General features: G+C 42.3%; 18 protein-coding genes and 1 pseudogene. 5 read left to right on the forward strand and 14 right to left on the reverse strand.

The features are described 5' to 3' along the window. Nucleotides 1-21: 21 nt before the first annotated feature. Nucleotides 22-510: a YusW family protein gene (locus LC065_RS14900; protein WP_226589634.1), complete on the reverse strand. Its 489-nt coding sequence runs from the start codon at nt 508-510 to the stop codon at nt 22-24. A gap of 154 nt (nt 511-664) precedes the next feature. On the opposite strand from LC065_RS14900, the gene msrB reads away from it, so the two are divergent. From msrB to LC065_RS14915, 3 genes are all read left to right on the forward strand, one after another. Beyond that, complete coding sequence (msrB, locus tag LC065_RS14905) at nt 665-1,249, forward strand: peptide-methionine (R)-S-oxide reductase MsrB (RefSeq protein WP_371933346.1); 585 nt, start codon at nt 665-667, stop codon at nt 1,247-1,249. 213 nt (nt 1,250-1,462) lie between these two features. Beyond that, a complete protein-coding gene (locus tag LC065_RS14910) occupies nt 1,463-2,017 on the forward strand; it encodes a nitroreductase family protein (RefSeq protein WP_226589632.1) in 555 nt (184 codons plus the stop codon). Between the two features lie 366 nt (nt 2,018-2,383). After that, the gene (locus LC065_RS14915; protein WP_306163524.1) at nt 2,384-3,250 is read left to right on the forward strand and encodes an exonuclease domain-containing protein; all 867 of its coding nucleotides are present in this window, start codon (nt 2,384-2,386) and stop codon (nt 3,248-3,250) included. A gap of 82 nt (nt 3,251-3,332) precedes the next feature. Here the strand turns inward: LC065_RS14915 and LC065_RS14920 are convergent, their stop codons facing one another. Beyond that, the gene (locus LC065_RS14920; protein ID WP_226589626.1) at nt 3,333-3,872 is read right to left on the reverse strand and encodes a YiiX/YebB-like N1pC/P60 family cysteine hydrolase; all 540 of its coding nucleotides are present in this window, start codon (nt 3,870-3,872) and stop codon (nt 3,333-3,335) included. 233 nt (nt 3,873-4,105) lie between these two features. Between LC065_RS14920 and LC065_RS14925 the strand changes: the two genes are divergently transcribed. Then, a complete protein-coding gene (locus tag LC065_RS14925; RefSeq protein ID WP_226589622.1) occupies nt 4,106-5,095 on the forward strand; it encodes a potassium channel family protein in 990 nt (329 codons plus the stop codon). Nucleotides 5,096-6,163: 1,068 nt separating this feature from the next. On the opposite strand, the gene LC065_RS14930 is transcribed toward LC065_RS14925, so the two are convergent. The 3 genes from LC065_RS14930 to LC065_RS14940 all read right to left on the reverse strand — a co-directional run bounded on the left by LC065_RS14930 (nt 6,164) and on the right by LC065_RS14940 (nt 10,277). Then, nucleotides 6,164-7,327 (reverse strand): glycosyltransferase family 4 protein, encoded by a 1,164-nt coding sequence (locus tag LC065_RS14930; RefSeq protein WP_226589619.1) that lies wholly within the window; start codon nt 7,325-7,327, stop codon nt 6,164-6,166. Between the two features lie 13 nt (nt 7,328-7,340). Next, nucleotides 7,341-8,489, reverse strand: a complete 1,149-nt coding sequence (locus LC065_RS14935) for an NAD-dependent epimerase/dehydratase family protein (protein WP_226589616.1) — start codon at nt 8,487-8,489, stop codon at nt 7,341-7,343. A gap of 294 nt (nt 8,490-8,783) precedes the next feature. Continuing rightward, nucleotides 8,784-10,277, reverse strand: coding sequence for a flotillin family protein (locus tag LC065_RS14940; protein ID WP_306163525.1), 1,494 nt, complete (start codon nt 10,275-10,277; stop codon nt 8,784-8,786). Nucleotides 10,278-10,474: 197 nt separating this feature from the next. Here LC065_RS14940 and LC065_RS14945 point away from each other — a divergent pair, with 197 nt between their 5' ends. Then, nucleotides 10,475-12,430, forward strand: a complete 1,956-nt coding sequence (locus LC065_RS14945) for an AMP-binding protein (protein WP_306163526.1) — start codon at nt 10,475-10,477, stop codon at nt 12,428-12,430. Between the two features lie 87 nt (nt 12,431-12,517). Here the strand turns inward: LC065_RS14945 and LC065_RS14950 are convergent, their stop codons facing one another. The 9 genes and pseudogenes from LC065_RS14950 to parC all read right to left on the reverse strand — a co-directional run bounded on the left by LC065_RS14950 (nt 12,518) and on the right by parC (nt 23,553). Continuing rightward, the gene (locus LC065_RS14950) at nt 12,518-14,047 is read right to left on the reverse strand and encodes an acyl-CoA carboxylase subunit beta (protein WP_226591640.1); all 1,530 of its coding nucleotides are present in this window, start codon (nt 14,045-14,047) and stop codon (nt 12,518-12,520) included. Nucleotides 14,048-14,062: 15 nt separating this feature from the next. Next, nucleotides 14,063-14,845, reverse strand: a complete 783-nt coding sequence (locus LC065_RS14955; protein ID WP_226589607.1) for an enoyl-CoA hydratase — start codon at nt 14,843-14,845, stop codon at nt 14,063-14,065. A 3-nt stretch (nt 14,846-14,848) separates the two neighbouring features. Further along, nucleotides 14,849-15,757: a hydroxymethylglutaryl-CoA lyase gene (locus LC065_RS14960; protein WP_226589604.1), complete on the reverse strand. Its 909-nt coding sequence runs from the start codon at nt 15,755-15,757 to the stop codon at nt 14,849-14,851. Nucleotides 15,758-15,770: 13 nt separating this feature from the next. Beyond that, entirely contained in the window at nt 15,771-15,983 is a 213-nt protein-coding gene (locus LC065_RS14965) for an acetyl-CoA carboxylase biotin carboxyl carrier protein subunit (RefSeq protein ID WP_146816252.1), read from the reverse strand. Between the two features lie 12 nt (nt 15,984-15,995). Continuing rightward, nucleotides 15,996-17,354, reverse strand: a pseudogene (locus tag LC065_RS14970) (acetyl-CoA carboxylase biotin carboxylase subunit). 17 nt (nt 17,355-17,371) lie between these two features. Beyond that, the gene (locus LC065_RS14975; protein WP_306163527.1) at nt 17,372-19,012 is read right to left on the reverse strand and encodes an AMP-binding protein; all 1,641 of its coding nucleotides are present in this window, start codon (nt 19,010-19,012) and stop codon (nt 17,372-17,374) included. 22 nt (nt 19,013-19,034) lie between these two features. Further along, a complete protein-coding gene (locus LC065_RS14980; RefSeq protein WP_226589597.1) occupies nt 19,035-20,177 on the reverse strand; it encodes an acyl-CoA dehydrogenase in 1,143 nt (380 codons plus the stop codon). Nucleotides 20,178-20,246: 69 nt separating this feature from the next. Continuing rightward, nucleotides 20,247-20,879, reverse strand: a complete 633-nt coding sequence (locus LC065_RS14985; protein ID WP_226589595.1) for a TetR/AcrR family transcriptional regulator — start codon at nt 20,877-20,879, stop codon at nt 20,247-20,249. 220 nt (nt 20,880-21,099) lie between these two features. After that, the gene (gene parC, locus LC065_RS14990; protein WP_306163528.1) at nt 21,100-23,553 is read right to left on the reverse strand and encodes a DNA topoisomerase IV subunit A; all 2,454 of its coding nucleotides are present in this window, start codon (nt 23,551-23,553) and stop codon (nt 21,100-21,102) included. Nucleotides 23,554-23,555: the final 2 nt, after the last annotated feature.

A 23,555-nucleotide genomic window follows, 5' to 3' on the forward strand; every position in this document is an offset into this window, starting at 1 on the left:
TTTTTTCTTTTCAAATATACGTTAATCTTCGTATTCTGCCTCTATCCCATTGCTATAAACAACTCTCAATGTAAATTCCTTATATGTTTCATCAAGTCCAAATACTTGTAAAACATCTTCTATTACTTCTTGTTCCGATGAATCTTCATCAAAACTGAGTTCCATGAAATGGGGTGTTAGTTGATTGAGCGCCTTTTCTCCTGAGATCTTTTCTTCTCCTATTTCATGAATAACAGCACGTGTTTGTGATTCATCCGACACGTATTGGATTTCATATGAAAGTGTATCAACATAATCAATTTCCAGTACAAATTGTTGAAACGGAAGAGCTTTCCTTGCTTTATCCACCTTCTCATTCGTTTCATAGTTCATATCATTGAGTGAATCGGTGGGGGGAGTAGTGGATAATGGCTGCTGCTCATAATCCATCATTTCCTCTCCATTGTTACCAGCCGCACATCCACTAATGGCGATTAAGGCAATTGTCAGTACTGAGGTTAAAATTTTCATTCATGGTCCCTCCATTCATATCTCTTTTCTTAGGATGGACGAAAATTACTGTTTTCATAACTTGATTTAGATAAGATGAGCGTTGTAATTTTTGATATGGAAGAATCATGATAAAATGAAGATACAAATACTCATAACCTAGGGAGGAGAAGGAATGAATAAGATGACAGCAGTTGCCATCAGCATTCTTTTACTATTGAGTGTCGGAGTCCTTTTCTTTTTCAATAAAAACTCTGGAGCTTCTACAACCAACGACTCTGAAGATGGGAAGAGAGTAGAGGTATATAAAGGTGAAGTTGTTGAATATTCTGAGGAAGACTTAAAAAGCAAGCTTACGGATATCCAATATGAAGTAACCCAGCAAGACGGAACAGAAAAAGCTTTTGATAACGCCTACTGGGACAATAAGAAAGAAGGCATTTATGTAGATATTCTCTCAGGAGAGCCTTTATTCAGCTCGACAGATAAATATAAATCAGGTACAGGCTGGCCTAGCTTCACGAAACCAATCACCGAGAGAAACATCACAACAAAGGATGATCCAGGGATTTTCGGGATGAGAACGGAAGTAAGAAGCAAGCATGGAGATAATCATCTTGGGCATGTGTTTGAAGACGGACCAGAACCAACAGGATTGAGATACTGCATGAATAGTGCAGCCATGGAGTTTGTCCCTAAGGAAGAGATGAAAAAGCGTGGATATGATGAGTTTTTACATTTGTTCAAAGAAGAAGGGTGAACTCACCCTTCTTCTTTTTTGTTTCTGTTAATGAACAATAACTACTCCTTTACACTTTGAGAGTCTAGAAGCTACTTGAACATGGTAGCTTTTGAATATTCTTCAAAATACCCAACGTTATTATCCTAGCTTATAAAGGACGAAACCTTGACAAAAACAATGAGAACGATTATCATTACCGTAAACAAAACTATAGATACGTAGGTGAGAGGTATGGAACAAACAAAAACAGAATTAGCAAAAATCATTCGTGAACGTCGCTCCGTGAAGAGTGGATATTTAGATAAAGAAGTACCAACTGAACTTATTACCGAATTGTTAGATGACGCAAGATGGGCACCCACACACGGTTTACGAGAACCATGGAGATTCATTTTCATTCCTTCTCATGAAAAAGAAGAATTCGTGGAATCCCTTGTACAAACATTTCCTCGTGACATGCAGGAAAACCGCAGAAACTATTTCAGCCAACCGGCCGCTTTTCTTATAGCGATTATGGATGAAGATCCTCGTCAAAAACAGTGGGAGGAAAACTTTGGTGCGATCAGCAGCATGCTTCAAAATTTCCAGCTATTAGCCTGGGAGCGTGAATTAGGTGTATGTTGGAAAACCAACCCACAAATTCATGAGCCAAAAGTGCGTGAACTCTTAGGTGTTCAACCTGGAGAAAAAATTGTAGGTTTTATCCATATGGGCTTCTTCGAGCAACAGCCAAAGCAGAAAAAACGAACACCAATTGAAGCAAAATTGACAGTTTATAAAAATTAAACAAAAGCACACCTTCTATATAACAAGAGAAGGTGTGATCTTCAAATGGATCCGTATTTTATAATTAACAAAAAGACGCCAATCATGGCGTCTTTTTGTTAATCTTTGTACTTCGTATCGTAGGCGATTAAAACGACGTTCAGTTGATCCTCCAGCTCTTTTATCCGCTGCAGCTGATCCTTTGGTAATTCAGCATAATCGAATGCCATCTCCAACGCCTCCTTCGCTTTATCCTTTGCAGAACAGTATAGGAATATTCCATGAACAACAGTTCACCTGCTTCATTGAATGGCAAGGCTTTACAATAGACGAATCTGTGGTTATCCATTTATGATGAAGGTAAGACCATAAGTAAAGGAGATCGTCATGAATTTTGTAGCTCTTGATTTTGAAACAGCTAATTCCTCAAGAGATTCTGTTTGTTCCATAGGTATGGTGGAATATGAACAGGGCTCTATTAAAAGAGAATACTACAGGTTAGTGAAACCTAAGAAAAATTATTTTGCTCCCATAAATATAAGAGTGCATGGAATAACAAAAGGTGATGTTATTAATGCAGAGGAGTTTGATGTATTATGGGAACGCGAGATTAAATCTTGGTTAGAAGGAAAATTTATCGTAGCTCATAACGCTCAGTTTGATATGGGGGTGTTACGTGCGGTTTTAGACCAATACAACCTCAGCTATCCAATGCTTGCGTATAACTGCACCGTCAATATATCCAAGAAAACGTGGCAGCTTCCGAAATACAACTTGAGTATCGTCTCTGACCATCTAGGGTTTTCATTCAGTCACCACCATGCATTAGAGGATGCTAAGGCTTCTGCTCATATTCTTATGTCAGCAAAAGAAGAGCTTGGAGCGACTGATGCTAAGGATCTTGTAAACAAAACAGGTACAACAAATGGAATGATGTTCGATGGGGGATATGAACCTGCGAGAATTAATAAAAGGAAGCGTGCCAAGAGAGCTCATCCTTCTTCCTATGTAGCAGCAACCAAACAGTTTGATCCCTCGCATCCTTTTTATAACGCTGCGGTGGTGTTTACAGGGAAGTTACGAGAAATGAAAAGGGATGAAGCCAGTCAAAAAGTCGTTGATTTAGGTGGTAACCTTCACAACACGATTGAATCTAATACAAGTTTTGTAGTCGTCGGCGAACAAACGTTCGAAGGGTATAAAAATGGCATAAAAACGAGTAAACTTGAAAGAGCAGAAACACTGCTTAGCTAGGGGTATCCAATTGAAATCATCTCAGAGGCAGAGTTTTATCGATATTTAACACGCTCATCCAATGAATAAGGATGAGCGTGTTTTATTTTTCATATAGGAATCTTTGATCTTTTAACCGCTGAGGGTGGACAGATCTTGCATGAGGTGAAATCTTTCCTAAATTAATACCTGCACCAAAATGATAAGATTGCCATACGATTTTTGTACAATATTGTTCCTCGTAGAGACTGCTTATAGGTGTCCATAACTTATAGTCGGCCCGAGGGTGCTCTTTTTGAAGCTTTGCCGCATAATCAGCAGCAGCCTCTCCAGATTTTGAATCAATGGCTGAATAGATGCGTATATAGCTGAATTTGTTGAAATAAGCTTCCATTTGATCTTGTATGACTCCTGAAGGAATGGAATGAATGACTTTATTATCTTTTGTTACAATTCCTACATGACCTATAAATCGCGATTCTCTTCTTCCGATCGGAGAAAACAGTAGGTCCCCAGGTGTAATGGATTTGCTTGTACCTGGATACAGATGAGTCTGTTCTTGTATCAATGGTGCAACTATTTTCTTAGGCTTTATAATTAAGGCCAAAAATACAGTACTCACGAAAAGAAACAACTTCTTCATAAACATCTTCCTTTGTCTTCTTATATCTTTATCCTAGCTAAAATCGTTCGAAAAAACAAAGAGAAGGTGCGAATAATTAAGCCTAAGAACAAATGTTCGCAATCACAAATAAAGAATCGAACATTTTGAGAATTCTTTATTTAATAAAGGATAATATATAAAGCGAAAATGCCTCAAAATTGATATGATTATGAAGGATAGTCTAATCCAATAGAATTAAAAGAGGTGGGGGAATGGAATACCGAAAAATTGTTGTTTCGATCATCCTCTTACATATTATTATATTGCTAGGGATATTCGGGTACATGTTCTTTGAAAATCTGGCATTTTTTGATTCTTTATGGTTAACCATTGTATCCGTTTTAACGATCGGTTATGGAGATATTTCGCCTGAATCAACAGGAGGGAAGCTCCTTACCTTAGTTTTAATTCCAAGTGCCATTGGTCTTACGACTTACATGTTAGCTCAACTGGCAGGTGCCATTATAGGCGGTAAACTATCTAGCGAAGTGAGGAAGAGAAGAATGTCATTAAAGATACAAGATCTTCACCAGCATATTATCTTGTGTGGTTACGGCCGGGTGGGCCAGCAAGTATTTCAACAATTACGGCATGAGAATCAACCATTGGTCGTTATTGAGAGTGATGAAAGTGTCATAGACCAGTTACCTGAAGGTGCTTTATACGTGAAAGGAAACGCCACGGAGGATCGTGTATTGATTCAGGCGGGAGTTGACAGGGCAAAAGGGATGATTGTTACTCTGCCTGATGATGCTGATAATGTTTTTATAACTTTGACGGTAAAAGGGAGGAATCCCGCTCTTTATACAGTCGTTAGAGCAGAAAGGGACTTTTCTGAAGAAAAGCTTTATCGAGCAGGAGCCGATAAAGTGATTAACACCTCCAATATAGGAGGAAAACGTATGGCAACTGCAATTACAAAACCGGTAAGCGTTGAATATGTTGAAACGATTCTCCACGATCCCTTAAATGATTACAACATCGAAGAAATTCACATTACTAATACATCATCTTTATTGAATCAAACATTAAAAGAATCTGATATAAGAAGAATATACGGAGTCAATATCGTGGCGATTAAACGGAAAGACATAATTATAAGTAACCCTGAAGGAGACGAAACGTTTCAAGAAAATGATTTGTTGATTGTTTTCGCAACTCCTGAACAATTGAAGCGTTTTGAAAAAGTAGCTACTGATTAACACAGAAGCTGCTTTTTTATAGGTTAAAAGACAACGATATCAATGTGCATTTCACTGTAGATAGGGTTTATCAATCCATGAAATAATATAAGTCGCGGTTTGTTTACTTAAAATACGTGCGATCAATAAATTCACTTAAAGTAAAAGTTACAGATCAGATTTGTTTTATTCATTTAAAATGAGAATTTCTATCCAATGAAGAAGCGAAGGGAATGGAGGTTCAAGGATATTCTGGTAGTATTATTTGTTTTTCATTTTAGTTTACATAATATTTATTATACTAAGTCAATTTAGGAATGATGATTATATCTCATTTAAGAAGTATACTTATGATATTGAGACATAACAAAAATAAATAAGCATAAATACATCATCTATCCTTAATGTTCATCAATCACTTGTCGTCCGAAATTATTATGCATTATGATTTCTATAAAAATCTAACTCAGCTTTGTTCAGTTCCAGTTAGATTAATTTGATTTATACCTTCCATAAGTCTTTCACAGCAACTCATAAATTTTGCTTTAAGATCTCCAGCAACTGTTAAATCATGTCTAAAGATGTTACGTTACATTTCATCCTGGACATTCTAAACTGTTTTCCATTCAACTCTTGTACGTTTATCGGATTTTACATCACCGTTTTATAAATGTGATTGCATTAATATTTGGATTTATGCGACACATTTATATTTTAATACCCTCAATCTATCATCCAATGAGTTTTTGGGTTCCAACCAAACACTTACTCACGTTTAAGCGTATAAATTTTCATAATTTGTATGATAATCTCCTCATATATAGACTCATTTAAAATTCGTGTGCCTCTCTTCTTTCCTGCTCTAGACATATTCTTGCCTTTGCTCCTCATTGGTTTTAGTATGGAGATGTCTTATTGATTGTTTTTTCTGAATATTTCGGAGTTGCTACTAAGTATGAATAGGTATTTTCTTATAAAAATGCTCATTTTACGGGGGTCGGAACATGTGTTCTGTTTTTGGGTTTTATTTGTATATTTGGAGTTACTACTAAGTTTTTTTGAGCATACAAAAGAAAAGTCACAGAGCATTTACTCTGTGACTTTAACCTTTGATTTTTTTGACGTTGTTGCTGCCTGTTCATCATACACCTTTAACGTCTTATAGTAATACTCAAGGATCTGCTCCGAAGGTTTTTGCCAGCTATACTTTTCAGCTTCTTGGCGCGCATTCTTACAAAGTGTCTGATATAACTCCTCATCTTCCAGCCTTTCAATCGCTTGAATCATGCTGTCGGTGTTCTCATTTTCAAACAATAGTCCAGTTTTGCCGTCTTCTACTTGCTCCATGGTCGGGCCGCTCTTTGCGGCAATGACAGGCAGACCAGAAGCCATAGATTCCAGGATGACAAGGCCGAGCGTTTCTGTGACTGATGGGAAAATCAGAGCGTCAGAAGAAGCGAACGCTTGTGCAAGCTCCTCTCCGTGCATAAGCCCAGTAAACACTGTATTGGTGTCCTTGAAAGTTTCCTCTAATTCATCTTTCACAGGACCATCACCAACGATGGCAAGAGAGATATCGTCTCTCTTTTCCAATAAAGGTTTGATTTTATGAATTTCTTTTTCAGGAGCCAGTCTACCGACAAAAACAAGCAATTTGTTTCCTTTCCTGCCAGCAGATAACCGCTCCCTCATTTCTTCATTTTTATGTCGAGGATGATAATGGTCGACTGCGACTCCACGGTCCCATACACTCACATTATGGAAGTTTTTCTCATCAAGCTCCGTCTTAATGGCTCTGGAAGTACACAAATTTACATCTGCATAATTGTGTAACTTTCTAAAATACCACCAGACAAGAGGTTTGAACGGATATAACCGGTAGTAATCCAAGTATTTAGGGACGTGTGTATGATAGGAAGCAATGAGCGGATAATTCAGTTTATCTGCATAATAGACGCCAGAAACCCCTACAAGTGCAGGGTTGACCACATGGACGAGGTCAGGATCATGTTTTTGCAGCAAGTCCTTCACTCGTCGTTGTGGTAAACTGAATTCTCTATACCTGTAGAAAGGCATTTTTGTCGTTTTGACCCCTTCGACGATCGCCCCTTCATATTCCGTCACACCAAAGTCTGGAGCAATGACGACGACCTCATGATCTTGGTTTCGCAAGTATTTGATGGACTCTTTTAATCGTGTGACGACTCCATCTGTTGATGGTAGGAATGTTTCTGTAATGATGGCGATTTTCAAAGCGGAAAACTCCTTACTTCCAAGTGATTGACGGCAATACGTTCTCTTTGATGATCCGGTCTTTATTTTCGACGGCTGTGCGCAAAATGTCACGAATGACATCGTCTGTCAACAAGTGAGGTTCTAGACCAAGGTCACGCAGTTTAGTATTCACCGCGTTGTAATAGTGGTCTTCATTCTCGATACGAGGATTCTCGATCTTCTTCACTTGTGTATCAAGACCTTCTTCTTTGGCAATTTTTTGAACGCGTTCAGCAAGATCCTGAACTGAGAACCATTCAGTAAATTGGTTGAATACGCGGAATTCACCTTTGTCTGCTGGGTTCTCAGCCGCGATCTCAACACATCTTACTGTGTCTTCAATGTTTAGGAACGCACGTGTCTGCCCTCCTGAACCATAAACCGTGATGTCATGGCCGATGGCTGCCTGGTTGACGAAACGGTTCAGAGCCGTCCCGAATACGCCATCGTAGTCTACACGGTTTACGAGCATCGGATCCTTACGCGTTTCAGCTGTATGTAAACCGTATACGATTCCTTGATTCAAATCAGTGGCGCGGATGCCCCAGATTTTACATGCAAACATAATATTATGGCTGTCATGTACTTTAGACAGGTGATAAAAGGAACCTGGTTGTTTTGGATAAGGAAGGGTATCCTTCCGTCCTTTATGTTCAATTTCAATATATCCTTCTTCAATATCAATGTTAGGAGTACCATATTCGCCCATTGTACCCAGTTTGATGAGGTGACATTCCGGAGCGAATTCTTTAATGGCATAAAGAACGTTCAAGTTCCCCATGACATTGTTTGTTTGTGTATAGACCGCGTGCTCGCGATCGATCATTGAATATGGAGCCGAACGTTGTTCAGCGAAGTGAACGAATGCTTCAGGTTCCGTTTGACGGAAAACTTCGCTAAGGAAATCATAATGGTTCAAGTCACCAATGAATGTTTTGATTTCTTTTCCTGAAACTTCTTTCCATTTAGCTACCCGGTCTTCTAGTGTTGCAATCGGTGTAACTGAATTCGAACGTAGTTCATCATCATACTTTCTGCGTACTAAATTATCTACGATGGTTACATCATGTCCTTGTTCGGATAGGTATAGTGCCGTTGGCCAACCGCAAAAACCGTCTCCCCCTGCTACAATAATTCTCATAATCTACCTCCTAGTTACGTCTTGCATACTCGTATTCCATTATAGAATGACTCTTATGACTATTCGATCTTCTTACCAATCGTCCCTTGTTCGAAGACGGGGAAAAGTCAAGGTCTCTACGTTTTTGACTTTACCATTAATTTAATTTTGAAACAATTAATTCTTTGTTAAACCGTCGATTCTATGTAGAGATATGCTTGTGAGACCTCAAACCTATTTACCCCAAATGAAGATGGCTTCAAACCTACTTTACAATAAAAGCCTGCAGAACAACAAGTTCTGCAGGCTGAGCGGTTATTTTTCTTCTTCCTGACCTTCTGTTAAGGATGTTTCTTCTTCCTTATTCTCATCCTCTTCTTTCGTAGCAGCCGCTTCCTTCAATTCATTATCAGAAGTTCCTCCAAATTCATGGACAGCCCCTCTTGATACATAGCTCTCAAGCATTGCTTTCAGATCCATACCTGTCGTTTCTTTTAATGATTCCTGAATGCCAAGCATGGTAGAAGTCACACTGTTCGCTACTTTCGCAGAACCTCCACGTGAATCGTTTCCTCCCATATCAATGACCTTCATATCTTTGATTTGGCTAATTGGTGCGGATACTTTTTCTGCATATTCCGGCAATACTTTTATGAGCATTTCCATAATAGCCGCTTCTCCATAATGTTCCATCGCTTTCGCCATACGTTCTTTCGATTCCGCTTCAGCAATTCCTCGTTGACGAATGACTTCCGCTTCGGATTCCCCTTTGATTCGTTCATTGTCGGCTTCTGCCTGTGCACGTTTTGTCACTTCATAAGCTTCAGCATCAGCGATAGAGCGGCGGCGTTTGTTCTCTTCCTCTTCTAATTCGACCGCTCTCTGTTTCTCAATGTATTGAACCTTCAACTCTTCTTCCTTGATCTGCTGGGCAAGTTTCTGCCTTTCCAATTCCCCGGCTTGGTCTGCGTTGGCTTTTGCACGGTTCGTTTCTTTCTGGAATTCCGCTTCTTTGATGTCTTTCTCCTTCGTCGATGCCGCAACCGCAGTCAAACGTCGGTTTTCTTCATCTTGTGCTTCATGGTCGTTTTTCGCTTGATATATCCGAGTCTCTTTCGTGGCATCGGACTCTGCCATGTTCGCTTTCTTCTGAACCTCAGCGATATGAGGACGACCTAGCGCATCGATGTATCCATTTTCGACATCCACATCCTCCACATCATTCAGAGCGAAAGAAGTGATTTCAAACCCCATGCCTTTTAAATCGGATTCAGCAATTTTCTTTACCTGAGTGTTGACTTCTTTGAAATCATTATAGATTTTTTCAATCGGAAGCGATGCGATGATCGAACGTAAATGACCATTCAGCACATCTTTCAACTCTGATTCTCTTTCTTTCTGCTTTTTACCAAGGAATTTCTCCGCAAAGTTAGCCATGATCTCAAGCTCACTTCCAATACTGATGACGGCCGTACTAGCAACTCTAACGGGGATCCCCTCTTTTGTATAAGCCTTGTCTGAATTGACTTGTAGTTGGAAAGATGTCAAATCAATCGGTGTCGCTGTCTGGAACATTCTCAGGCGGTACCCTCCACCACGAATGATTTTTACCGAACGTCCATTATCATCTTCAAATACATTCTTTTCTTTTTCCGGATCACCTAGTTTTGGACCTGTAACAATCAACGCTTCATTCGAACTGGCCGTCTTATAGCGCATTCGGAAGACGATAAAAGTTATGATTCCCCCAACAAGAACAACCGCTCCAATAACACCTAGAATTAACAAAAATAAAGCACCTTCAAACAAATAACCACTCCTTTTTATTTCTCCCTATTTATGTAACTAAAGGGGTTATATTACATAACGATTACAACTCTATTAAAGTTTCAGGAATTTTGCAATATCAGACATCTTTCTGTAAGAAACATAAATCAACGAATGCAATCGAGCAGCGAATTCAGTTATAATAGTTATAAGAAAATTCTGAAAAAGGAGGAACGTTCATGGGTACAGATATCAATGCATGGACCCCTACCGCAGAATATAAAGAAGCGACACGATTATTCCGATGGATGAAGAAGCATGGCTACAGCTGCTATGATGACTTTTACTCTAAATCCATTTATGATCTTGAATGGTTTTGGGAAATAGCAGTTAAAGAGCTGGACATCGAATGGTATACCCCTTACAAACAAGTGTTAGATCAAACCCTTGGAGCTATGTATCCTCAATGGTTTAAAGGTGGAGAGCTGAATGTTGCGCACTTAGCTCTTGATCGCTGGGCGGATGATCCATCTAAAAGAAATGACATTGCCCTTTATTGGGAGGGAGATAATGGGCAAACGGCCTCCTTCTCCTTTACTGACTTGCAAAAAGAAGTGGACATGATCGCTAACGGTCTTGAGAGCTACGGGATCGCGAAAGGAGATATCGTTACATTGTATCTGCCGATGCTTCCTGAGACCCTCATTGCCATGTTAGCCATCTCAAAAGTAGGAGCCATCTTTTCACCTGCCTTCTCTGGTTACAAAGCGGATGCCGTCATAACAAGAATTCATGCAAGTAAATCAAAAGCGTTAATTACAGCTGATGGCTTTTATCGGAGAGGAAAAACGATACCCCTGAAACAGGAAGCGGACATCGTTGCACATCAATGCCCATCCCTAGAGCATGTGTTCATCGTCGAACGTACAGGGATGGAAATGAAATTGGAAGAACCTCGTGATGTTCGCTGGAGTGATTTAAGAAAGAAGGAAACCGAGTACAAGACGAAAGTAAAAAGAGCGAACGATCCGTTTATGCTCATTTACACTTCAGGAACAACGGGTACGCCAAAGGGAGCTGTCCATACACATGCAGGATTCCCCATTAAGGCTGCCTTCGATGCTGGCATATGCATGGATGTTACGAAAAAAGATACGTTATTTTGGTACACGGATATGGGATGGATGATGGGGCCTTTCCTCGTGTACGGTGGTTTGGTTAATGGAGCATCCATCGTCATGTTCGAAGGTACCCCTGATTATCCAGAACCCGACCGTTTATGGGACCTTGTGGAGAAGTATCACGTCACCCATTTAGGACTCTCTCCCACCCTTGTCCGCTCCATGATGAAGCACGGGGAAGCTTGGATCGAAAAACATGATCTCAGGTCTTTAAAACTTATCGGATCAACAGGAGAACCGTGGAATCCGGAGCCGTGGCATTGGCTATTCAAACATGCAGGAGGTTCGCGTATACCGATTTTTAACTATTCAGGTGGAACAGAAATTTCTGGGGGGATTCTCGGTAATGTACTCGTCAAACCGATTCAACCGGTCACTTTCAATGCTGCTCTTCATGGAATGGATGTTGATGTTTATGACGAAAAAGGACAGTCACTCTTTGATGAAGTTGGAGAACTCGTGATTAAATCCCCATGGGTTGGGATGACAAAGAGTTTCTTTGGAGACGATCAGCGTTATGAAGAAACCTATTGGAGCCGCTTTAAAGATACGTGGGTTCATGGCGATTGGGTGATTAAAGATAAAAAAGGATATTATACGATTACCGGACGATCCGATGATGTTTTAAATGTGGCCGGAAAACGGTTAGGACCTACGGAAGTTGAATCCATCCTTATTAAACATCATGCAGTGATAGAAGCTGGAGTTATCGGCATCCCTCATAAGGTGAAGGGAGAAGAACCAATCGCTTTTATCGTCCTTAAGGATAACCATCCTCTAGGCGATCTAACAGAAGAGTTAACGGTGCTTCTGAATCAGAAACTAGGTAAGGCACTAGCTCCGAAAAAGATATTCGTTGTTGATGACCTGCCGAAAACGAGAAATGCCAAAGTAATGAGACGGGCCATTAAGTCTGCTTATTTAAATAAACCTGCTGGCGACTTAAGTGCACTCGTCAATCCGGAGAGCGTGAAGCAAATCCGGAATATTGGCCAAAATGTTTCTTCAACTTAATCATGTGACGCTTCTGGAGCACGCTATATAGAATTCCGTATATAAGCAAAAAGGTTCCTGGACTTTAATTGTCCAGGAACCTTTTGATTATACCGGATAGACGCCGTGTTTTCTTTCTGTAAATAGAACATCTTTTGTCTCGTAAGCATCATATCGAGTGGAAAGCTCTTCTCTCAGCTTATTCGGCTGAACGATGTCATCGATCACCATCTCAGAAGCCAAACGATAAATATCAATGTTTTCTCTGTATTCTTCATGCTTTTCTTTAATGAATGCCGGTCGCTCTTCTTCAGGAAGTGCGGCAATCTTATTAGCATAAACAGCGTTTACAGCCGCTTCTGGACCCATGACAGCAATCTGTGCGGTAGGCAAAGCTAGACATGCATCCGGCTCAAACGCAGGTCCTGCCATTGCATAGAGTCCTGCTCCGTAGGCTTTACGAACAACAACAGAAATTTTAGGTACGGTCGCCTCGCTCATCGCAGAAAGCATCTTCGCCCCGTGACGGATAATCCCTGCACGCTCGACTTTCGTTCCGATCATAAACCCTGGAATATCAGCAAGGAAAAGCAGCGGAATATTAAAGGCATCACAGAGCTGGATGAATTTCGCTGCTTTATCTGCGGAATCAGGGAAAAGGACGCCTCCTTTTGCTCTCGGCTGATTGGCGATAATTCCTACAGGCCGCCCTTCGATTCTCGATAGACCTGTAATGAGCTCCGGAGCAAACTTTTTCTTAATTTCACAGAACGAATGATCATCAATGAGACGATCAATCAACTGATACATATCAAACGGGGCATTTTGGTTTTTTGGAATCAATTCTTCCACGCTCTTCTCAAACGGAGCAGGCTCTCTTGATTCTGCCTTTTTCGGTAATTCCCTGTAGGACTGTGGGAAATAGCTCAAATATTTTCTGGCGAATGCAATCGCATCACTTTCATCCTTCGCGAGTACATCCCCGCAACCAGAGACGGAACAATGCATATTCGCACCACCCATTTCCTCGAGCGACACTTTTTCACCAATAACTTTCTCTGCCATACGCGGGGAACCTAAATACATCGAGGCATTACCATCGACCATGACGACGATATCGCAAAAGGCAGGTATGTAGGCCCCACCCGCTGCGGAAGGTCCGAATAATAAACAGACTTGTGGCACACGGCCGGATAGTTTGATTTGATTATGGAAAATACGTCCTGCTCCGCGACGATTAGGGAACATCTCCACCTGATCGGTAATCCTTGCCCCTGCAGAGTCGACAAGGTAAAGCATCGGTACATTCAGTTTTAATGCGGTTTCCTGAATCCGTATGATTTTTTCAACGGTCCGCGCTCCCCATGAACCCGCTTTTACGGTGGAATCGTTGGCCATTACACATACTTTTTCTCCGTTGATCTTCCCGATGCCTGTGACGACACCATCAGCAGGGAGGGAATCATCCTGACAATTAGCAAAAAAAGCATCTTCAATATCGATGTTGTCATCAAACAGAAGCTGTAGACGTTCACGCACGAACATTTTTCCTTTTTCAGCATTCTTGCTATGATACTTTTCAGCACCACCAGAAGCAATTTTCTTCGCTCGTTCTTCTAACGTTTCATTTGTAGGCATCGTTTTTTCCACCTTTTATTCTCCTTTGTATTCCGGTTTCCTTTTTTCCTTAAATGCTTGAAGTCCTTCTACACGATCATCCGTTGGAATCGTCTTTTCATAACAGCCACGTTCAATCTCAAGACCTGAAGACAAATCGGTATCATATCCCTGATTGATTGCTTTTTTTGCCTGCTTCATGGCAATTGGACCGTTTCGTGCGATGCATGCAGCCAGGTCCTTCGCTTCTTCCATAAGGAACTGCGGTTCGTGCATATATTCGACTAGACCAAGGGTGTACGCTCGCTTTGCTTCCACCGGCTTAGCGGAATAAATCATCGCTTTGGCCTGACCGATTCCAATCAATCTGGATAAACGCTGGGTCCCACCTGCGCCTGGGATAATGGCAAGAGATGTTTCCGTCAGTCCCACTTTCGTTGATGTACTCATCATACGTAAGTCGCAGGCAAGCGCGAGTTCCAGTCCGCCCCCAAACGCGACCCCGTTGATAACAGCGATCGTCGGTACATGAATATCTTCAATCATCCGGACCGTATCTCCGATTTTTCTAACGGTCTGGATGACTTCTTCATCACTCATTCCCCGTCGTTCTTTTAAATCAGCTCCTGCGCAAAAGGCTTTCGTTCCTTCCCCAGTCACTAGAACCACCCTGATTTCCTGACGCCGGTTGATTTCGTGAGCTTTTTCCTGCAGTTGAGAAAGCAAATCGCTAGACAATGCGTTCGCTGCATCGGGCCGGTTCAAATTCAGTACATATACATGTGGGGAAAGCTCCTCTAACGTGACTAGCTCCTCCATTCGTTACACCCTTTCTTTGTTTACCACTTGCATTTGATGACTTGGCAATGCCTTATTCAGGACGCGCTGGATATAAACGGCCGCTTCCTTCAGTTTTTCTTCGTCGATCCCTGTTTCAATACCCATTTGATGGAGCATGTGCACAAGATCGTCGGTTGCTAAGTTTCCGGAAGCTCCTTTGGCATAAGGACAGCCGCCGAGCCCTCCCAGGGCCGCATCAAAAGTGGTGATGTTATGCTGCATGGAGACAAGAACGTTGGATAAGGCCATCCCTCTGGTATTGTGAAAATGCATGGCAAGCTTATCGAAAGGCAGCCATTGTTTCCATTCGGAAAGCGCTTGATCCACTTGTCTTGGATTTGCTACACCAATCGTATCTCCTAAAGAGAGCTCGTCAATGCCCATGTCCAGTAGACGCTCACTTACCCGCGCGACCTGGTCTGTAGCAATGGCTCCTTCATAAGGACATCCAAAAACCGTAGAGACATAACCTCTAACACTCTTACCTTCTAATTTTGCTTCTTGGACAACTTCTTTCAGAACCGGATACGTTTCTTCAATAGACTTGTTGATATTTTTTTTGTTATGCGTATCGGAAGCGGACATGAATACAGAAACTTCATTCACGTCCGTATCGATCGCTGCTTCTAGCCCTCGCCGGTTAGGGACGAGAGCGGCATAGGTGATCCCTTTTTTTCGGGAGATCATCTCTGCCACTTCTTTTGCATCTTTCAACTGTGGGATCCACTTCGGATGGACGAATGAACTAAATTCGATGTACGAATATCCCGCTTCTGACAAAAGGTCGATCCAGGCAACCTTATCTTGAAGCGGCACTTCTACAGGTTCATTCTGCAAGCCATCACGCGGACCGACTTCTTTAATGGTGACTTTTTCAGGCCATTCCAACATAAGAACCTCCTGTTTATTCGATGATTGCGATGACGTCCCCTTCGTTGACGAAATCCCCTTCACTCACTTTCAACTCTTTGACTGTTCCAGATGTTTCTGCAGGGATTGGAATCTCCATTTTCATAGATTCTAGGATGGCGATATCCTCCCCATCGTTCACTTGGTCCCCTTGGTTTGCAACAATTTTCCATACACTTCCTGCCATGGATGCTTTGATTTCTGTCATGATTGTTCCTCCTTAATGATTCGTCAATGTTGGTAGATAATAGTTTTCTACGAATGTGGTTTTTGTTTTGCCTTCTTTGAACTTCTCATGGGTGACGACGCTCTTCAGCATCGTCAGGTTACATTTGATACCTTCAATTTCATATTCTTTAAGAGCTTTTGTCAGTCGTTCTATGGCGTCCTCGCGATTCTCTCCATGCACGACGAGTTTAGCAATCATAGGATCATAGAACGGTGTCACTTGTGAATCCCCTTCTACCGCTAACTCATGGCGGACACCAGGACCTTCAGGAAGGACCATTTTCGTCAATTTTCATGGTGAAGGATAGAAAGTATTGGGATCCTCCGCATAGATTCTCACTTCGATCGCGTGTCCATTGATGGTCAAATCCTTCTGACTAAGCGATAATTTTTCACCATCCGCTACCCGCAACTGTTGTTCGACTAGGTCGATTCCTGTGATCTGTTCCGTTACAGGGTGCTCGACTTGTAAGCGTGTATTCATTTCAAGGAAATAAAAATTCTCTTCATCATCAACTAGAAACTCAATCGTACCGGCATTGGAATAGCCGAGGGAAGATACCGCTTTAAGCGCGCTTTCTCCCATTTTTTCTCGAGTTACTTCAGATAGAACTGGTGTGATGGAGCTTCTTCGACAACTTTTTGGTGCCTGCGTTGGATGGAGCACTCTCTTTCAAATAAATGAACAGCATTTCCGTGACGATCCGCTAACACTTGAATTTCGATATGACGCGGATGTTCGATCAATTTCTCAATGAACATTTTCCCGTCCCCAAAAAAGGCCTGGGCACGTTTGGAGTTGCCTTCAAACGCTTTTTCAAGTTCTTCATCGTTATAGACCGCCTGCATGCCGATGCCACCGCCGCCCGCTGCTGCTTTCAACATGACCGGATAACCAAATTCACCAGCAATTTTCTTGGCATCTTCTGTGTTAGCCACTGCATCTTCCGTTCCAGGGGATGATTGGAACGCCGGCCGCCTTCATTTCCGCTCTCGCGGCAATCTTATCTCCCATTTTCGCAATAACATCCGCACTCGGCCCGATAAACGTTAGGCCTGCTCCTTCGGTTCTCCTTGCAAACTCCGCATTTTCGCTCAAAAGGCCATAGCCCGGATGAATCGCTTCCGCTCCAGAGTCTTTGGCTACTTGTAAAATCTTATCGATATTTAAGTACGATTCGTTGACACGTGGCTTACCAATGAGCTGACTCTCATCCGCCATTTGTACATAAGGGGCGTGTTGATCCGCTTCCGAATAGACAGCGACTGTTTGGATGTTCAGCCTTTGACATGTCCGAATAATTCGGGAAGCAATTTCTCCCCGGTTGGCAATTAGGATTTTTTGAAACAACAGTGATCACCTCTCTATTAGGATTTTAGGTTCATCATTTCAAGCGCGTGTTCCCGAAGTCTGAATTTCTGGATTTTTCCGCTCGCTGTCATTGGGTATTCATCGGTAAAGCTTATATAACGAGGGATTTTATGTTTCGAAATTTTACCTTGACTGAATTCCCTGATATCGCTTTCATTTAATTGCTTGCCTTCTTTCGGAATAATCCATGCCATGATCTCTTCCCCATACTTCTCATCGGGGACTCCGACCACTTGCACATCGAGAATGTCCGGATGCTGATACAAAAATTCTTCAATTTCTCTCGGATAGACGTTTTCGCCACCACGAATAATCATGTCTTTAATTCTACCGGTGATTTCGATGTATCCGTTTTCATCCATGACTGCAATATCTCCCGTATGAAGCCAGCCATCTGGATCGATCGCAGTCATCGTTGCTTCCTCGTTTTTGTAATACCCTTCCATAACAAGGTAGCCTCTCGTACAAAGTTCACTAGGAACCCCTGTGTCGACTTCCTCACCTGTAGCGGGCTCAATGATTTTCACTTCGACATTCGGATGAGCCTGGCCGACACTGCTTACTCTTAAATCGATCGGATCATCAGCTTTCGTCTGCGTAATGACAGGGGAAGACTCCGTCTGACCATAGGCAATCGTGATTTCTTCCGCTCCCATATCTTCAATCACACTCTTCATGACTTCCATTGGACATGTGGATCCCGCCATGATTCCTGTTCGTAAGGTCGTCGGCTTCAAGTCTTCGTATTCAGGATGGTTCAATTCGGCAATGAACATGGTAGGCACTCCATGCAATGCTGTGCAATTTTCTTCTTTCACAGCCTGCAGCACTTTTTTCGGATCAAACTGTTCCAGAATGACCATCGTGGTCCCTTTGGAAACGGCAGCCATCGTACCTAAAACACATCCGAAACAGTGGAAAAATGGCACTGGTATACAGAGGCGGTCTTCTTCTGTCAGGCGCATACAATCCGCTACCTGGTTTCCGTTGTTCACGATATTATAATGACTTAACATGACTCCTTTTGGAAAACCTGTCGTTCCTGATGTGTACTGCATGTTGATCACATCACGATGATGGAGGGTTTCTTTCCGCTCTTTCAGTTCATCATCAGTTACGGTCATCGCCATATCAAGGATATCCTGCCATGAATAACAGCCCCGATAGGACTTGTCACTCAAGACGACGACATTCTTTAAAAATGGCAAACGATCACTTTGAAGATCTCCTTTTTCAGAAGTTTCAAGCTCCGGACAGATTTCTTTCAAAATATCAATATAAGAGGTTCCTTTGAAATCCTCAGCAAGAACCAATGTGGACGCATCTGATTGTTTTAATAGATATTCTAGCTCCTGAGCACGATAGTTCGTGTTGACGGTGACGAGCACGCCACCCATTTTTCCGGAAGCAAATTGGGATTGTAACCATTCCGGCTTGTTATCAGACCATATGGCGACATGCTCTCCTTTTTCAATTCCAAGAGCCATGAATCCCTTAGCTAATTCATCCGTCATGTCGTTGAATTCAGCATAGGTTTTTCTAAGGCCTTTCTCAGGATAAACGAACGCCTCATGATCGGGATGGGCTTTTGCCTGCTGTTCTAGTAATTCACCAACCGTCTGTTCTAGTAGGGACATATCATTTCCTCCTTTATAATTTTTAACAACCTAACTGACGGGCAATGACCAAGCGCTGGATTTCAGATGTTCCTTCACCAATCTCCAGGAGTTTCGCATCACGGAGAAAACGTTCAACTTCGTACTCTCTCATATATCCATAACCACCATGAATTTGAATGGCCTGATTCGCAGATCGGAAAGCCGTCTCTGAAGCAAAAAGTTTCGCATATGCCGATTCTTTCGTGAAATTTCTCCCTTGATCTTTCAACCATGCTGCTTTTAGAACCATGTTACGAGCAAGTTCCACTTCCATTGCCATATCGGCCAACTTAAACTGAATGGCCTGGAATTTTGTTATCGGCTGACCGAATTGCTTCCGTTCTTTCGCATAGGCGAGTGCACGGTCCAATGAGGCTTGCGCGATTCCTACTGCCAGGGCAGCGATAGAAATCCTCCCACCATCCAATGTATAAAGGAATTGCTTGAACCCTTTTTCTGGATCACCGAGAATATTTTCTTTCGGTACTTTTACATCTTCTAAAATAATTTCAGAAGTGTTCGATCCACGAACACCCATTTTGTCATAAGGACTTGTAATCTTCATGCCTGGTGTATCTTTCGGAACGATGAAAGCAGAAATGATATTTTTCCCGTCTTCGCGTTTTCCTGAAACTGCCGTGACTGTGATGGACCTCGCATATTCAGCATTTGTAATCCAGCACTTTTCACCATTGATCACATAGTGGTCACCTTTCAATTCGGCACGCGTCTTCGTTCCTCCTGCATCTGAACCGGCATTCGGTTCGGTCAATCCAAAAGAAGCCAATCCTTCACCTTTAGCAAGCGGGGTTAGAAATTCTTGTTTTTGTTCTTCTGTCCCGAAATAATAGATGGGGCTTGCTCCTAGAGAAACAGCGGCTGCGTAACTGAGGCCTGTCGAACCACAAACACGACCAATCTCTTCCACAGCAAGAGCATAACTGACCGTATCTCCCCCTGAACCGCCATACTCTTCAGGGAACGGGATACCTAAAAGTCCAAGCTTACCCATTTCATCGAAGATATCCTTCGGGAATTCACTGTTAATATCGATGTCCACTGCTCGAGGGGCGATCACATCCTCTGAAAAATCACGGACCATCTTCCTTGTCATTTCCTGCTCTTTCGTTAAATCGAAGTTCATATGATTCCTCCTTAGGGAAATAAAGACCGACTGGTTGGTCTGTTGTAATGATAAATATAATGAAAGCGTTTACTCACTTTCATAAAAAAAAGGAACTTTTAACATATGGCTGAAGTATTCACTGTCTTCTTTACCTGGAAGCAAAAAGTGCAGCACCAGATCAGTAAAAACCTCTGCAATTTGATCGATGGTGTAAGTCCCATCCCTCCGGTACCATTTATAAATCCAGTTGACCATACCTAAGATTGCCATGCCGGTGATCTCAAGCGGAAGTTCTCTTCGGAAGTGGCCAGACTCTTGGCCTTCCGCAATGACATTGAACACCATGCGTTTGAATTCATCGCGCTTTCCTTTGATCTCTTCCTCATACGCTGGTTTCAAATACAGGCTTTCCTGATAAAACACCGAGATATGTGGTTTGTACAAGTCGAACACTTGGACAAACGATTGAATGATCGCCTGTACTTTTGGTATAGGAGAAGAATGAGTAACGTTAGCGGCCTGTGCTTCCTTCAATACATATGTAATAAACGTGTCGTGAATAACGAATAGAAGTTCATCCTTTGACTGAAAGTGATGATAGAAGCCGCCTTTTGATGTGTTGGTTTGCTGTACAATCTGCTTTACTGAAACGCCGTGAAAACCATGGCGGTCGAACAACTCTAAAGATGTCTGGATGATTTTTTCTCGCAAATCGCTCATACATCAACTCCCATCTGCTGAATATACACTCATTTTATCACATTTTTCTGAAAATACAACGGTCTAAAGAATGACTTCAAATGCACATCCATACACCCTGTTCAACCTATCAGTTACTGGTCTAGAGTTTTCATAAACAAATCCGATCAAGGTAGAGGGAGGAGGGCACTTTTACTTCCACATAAAAAAGCCCTCTGAACACAGAGGGCTTTGCACATCATTAGGTATCGGATTCTGTTTCAAACGGAACACGGTAGACCGGCTTGATCCAAGCCTCTTCCGCTTGTCCTTTTTCTTCTGTATCCAGGACATAAGAGCCGTTGCTGTAACGATCATTTGCTTTAAAATCCATCGTGTTGACGACGATGGTTTCTTGTTTTGCTGTCATGATCATCACTTGGTCATCTCTATTCACAAGGTGTACATCCACCAATTGATGTGGATTCTTCTTCAACTCTCTTAACATGAGCACCCCGCGTTTTGCCCGGGTGGTTCGTTCAAACTCTTTCAACCGCATGCGCTTCACCGCCGCACGGTGAGTGGTCAGAAGAATGGAAGGGTCCTCGGACGCTCTAAACAACTGTCCAGACACAACTTCATCGTCTTCTTTCAGGTTGATCGCTTTGACACCTGCTGCTCGCTGACCGACGGTGTTCACTTCTTCTTCATGATACCAAAGGCCATAAGCTTTCTTCGTAGCAATAAACAAATCCGCCTTGCCATCCGTTTTGTGGACATCCACTACTTCATCATCATTTTTCAGATTGATAGCAACGAGGGCCTTGGAATGCCGCTGCGCTTGATAGAGCTGCAAATCGCTCTTCTTCACCATTCCGTTCTTCGTGAAGAAAATGAGGTATTCCTCTGATGTGAAGTCCCGAACAGGAATGGCTTCGACGATATATTCTTCTTTGTCCACCTGAACGATGTTTGAAATGTACTGCCCAAGATCCTTCCACCGGATATCCGGCAGTTTATGAACAGGTAAGAACAAATATTTACCGAGGTTCGTAAAGAGTAAAATGGTATCCGTCGTATTGATTTCAAATAGACCTAACAGGTGGTCGCCGTCTTTCAATGCAAAATCTTCTCCATTTGATGCCGCATAGGAACGAAGGCTTGTCCTCTTGATATACCCATCTTTCGTCACGGACACAAGAACATCTTCACTCGCGACTGTGACTTCAAGGTCTACTTTCAACTCTTCTACTTTTTCCTCAATCTTAGTCAATCGCTCATCATTGTATTGCTTTTTCATAGAACGGAGATCGGATTTAATGACCTTCATCATCTCATGTTCACTGGATAAAAGTTTTTCTAAGTACTCGATTTGCTTTTTCAGTTCATCCGCTTCTTTTTGCAAGGCTGTAATATCTGTATTCGTCAAGCGATACAGCTGCAAGGTGACGATCGCCTCTGATTGTTCTTCTGTGAAATCATAGCTTGCGATGAGCTGTTTCTTTGCATCCGCTTTGTCTTTGGAGCTGCGAATTGTTGCGATAACATCATCCAAAATAGAAATTGCTTTGATCAGGCCTTCCACAATATGAGCACGAGACTTCGCCTTATTCAAATCATAGATCGATTGTCTTGTGACTACTTCTTTCTGGTGCTTGATATAAGCATCAAGCATCATCGGAAGACTCATAAGGCTAGGCGTGCGTTCGTGAATGGCGACCATGTTGAAGTTGTAAGAGATCTGAAGGTCTGTATGTTTGTAAAGATAATTGAGAACACCTTCACTATTCGCATCCTTTTTCAGATCAATGACGACCCGCAGGCCGGTACGGTCCGTCTCATCACGGACTTCAGCGATTCCTTCTACTTTTTTATCGATTCTCAGTTCATCCATTCGTTTGACCATGCTTGCCTTATTCACTTCAAAAGGAATTTCGTCAATGACGATTTGTTCACGTCCTCCGCGCTGCTCTTGGATTTCTGCACGTCCACGCAGGACGATTTTCCCTCTTCCTGTTTCATAGGCTTTCTGAATACCATCAATCCCCTGGATGATTCCGCCTGTTGGGAAATCCGGACCTTTCAATTTGGTCATCAGCTCAGGTACAGTCGCTTGAGGTTTATCGATCTTCATGATTACCGCATCTATCACTTCTCCGAGGTTGTGGGAAGGGATTTCTGTCGCATAACCTGCGGATATCCCCGTAGATCCGTTAACAAGAAGATTTGGAAACTTCGCAGGGAGAACGGTCGGTTCATCGATTGTATCGTCAAAGTTCGGAATAAACTCCACCGTCTGTTTTTCAATATCCCTGAGCAGTTCAGATGAAATAGCGGAAAGTCTTGCTTCTGTATAACGCATCGCCGCAGGCGGATCACCATCGACACTTCCGTTATTTCCGTGCATTTCTACTAAGGATTTTCTCACTTTCCACGTTTGGCTTAACCGAACCATCGCATCGTAAACGGATGTATCCCCGTGGGGGTGATAGTTACCGATAACGGTACCAACCGTTTTCGCGGATTTCCGGTAAGCTTTGTCGTGGGTGTTTTTTTCCTGGTGCATCGCATAAAGGATACGTCGCTGTACAGGCTTCAGGCCGTCCCTGGCATCAGGGAGGGCGCGTTCATGGATGATGTATTTACTATATCTCCCGAAGCGGTCTCCGAGAACTTCTTCTAATGGTAAATCTAAAAACTTCTCTGCCTCTGCCAACA

It is taken from the genome of Halobacillus litoralis, assembly GCF_020524085.2.
Lineage (GTDB): Bacteria > Bacillota > Bacilli > Bacillales > Halobacillaceae > Halobacillus > Halobacillus litoralis_E.

Excerpts from the sequence above, each read along its gene's own strand:
- LC065_RS14900 (WP_226589634.1), bottom strand. The coding sequence starts at position 510 with ATGAAAATTTTAACCTCAGTACTGACAATTGCCTTAATCGCCATTAGT.
- msrB (WP_371933346.1), top strand. The coding sequence starts at position 665 with ATGAATAAGATGACAGCAGTTGCCATCAGCATTCTTTTACTATTGAGT.
- LC065_RS14910 (WP_226589632.1), top strand. The coding sequence starts at position 1,463 with ATGGAACAAACAAAAACAGAATTAGCAAAAATCATTCGTGAACGTCGC.
- LC065_RS14915 (WP_306163524.1), top strand. The coding sequence starts at position 2,384 with ATGAATTTTGTAGCTCTTGATTTTGAAACAGCTAATTCCTCAAGAGAT.
- LC065_RS14920 (WP_226589626.1), bottom strand. The coding sequence starts at position 3,872 with ATGAAGAAGTTGTTTCTTTTCGTGAGTACTGTATTTTTGGCCTTAATT.
- LC065_RS14925 (WP_226589622.1), top strand. The coding sequence starts at position 4,106 with ATGGAATACCGAAAAATTGTTGTTTCGATCATCCTCTTACATATTATT.
- LC065_RS14935 (WP_226589616.1), bottom strand. The coding sequence starts at position 8,489 with ATGAGAATTATTGTAGCAGGGGGAGACGGTTTTTGCGGTTGGCCAACG.
- LC065_RS14945 (WP_306163526.1), top strand. The coding sequence starts at position 10,475 with ATGGGTACAGATATCAATGCATGGACCCCTACCGCAGAATATAAAGAA.
- LC065_RS14950 (WP_226591640.1), bottom strand. The coding sequence starts at position 14,047 with ATGCCTACAAATGAAACGTTAGAAGAACGAGCGAAGAAAATTGCTTCT.
- LC065_RS14955 (WP_226589607.1), bottom strand. The coding sequence starts at position 14,845 with ATGGAGGAGCTAGTCACGTTAGAGGAGCTTTCCCCACATGTATATGTA.
- LC065_RS14960 (WP_226589604.1), bottom strand. The coding sequence starts at position 15,757 with ATGTTGGAATGGCCTGAAAAAGTCACCATTAAAGAAGTCGGTCCGCGT.
- LC065_RS14965 (WP_146816252.1), bottom strand. The coding sequence starts at position 15,983 with ATGACAGAAATCAAAGCATCCATGGCAGGAAGTGTATGGAAAATTGTT.
- LC065_RS14975 (WP_306163527.1), bottom strand. The coding sequence starts at position 19,012 with ATGTCCCTACTAGAACAGACGGTTGGTGAATTACTAGAACAGCAGGCA.
- LC065_RS14980 (WP_226589597.1), bottom strand. The coding sequence starts at position 20,177 with ATGAACTTCGATTTAACGAAAGAGCAGGAAATGACAAGGAAGATGGTC.
- LC065_RS14985 (WP_226589595.1), bottom strand. The coding sequence starts at position 20,879 with ATGAGCGATTTGCGAGAAAAAATCATCCAGACATCTTTAGAGTTGTTC.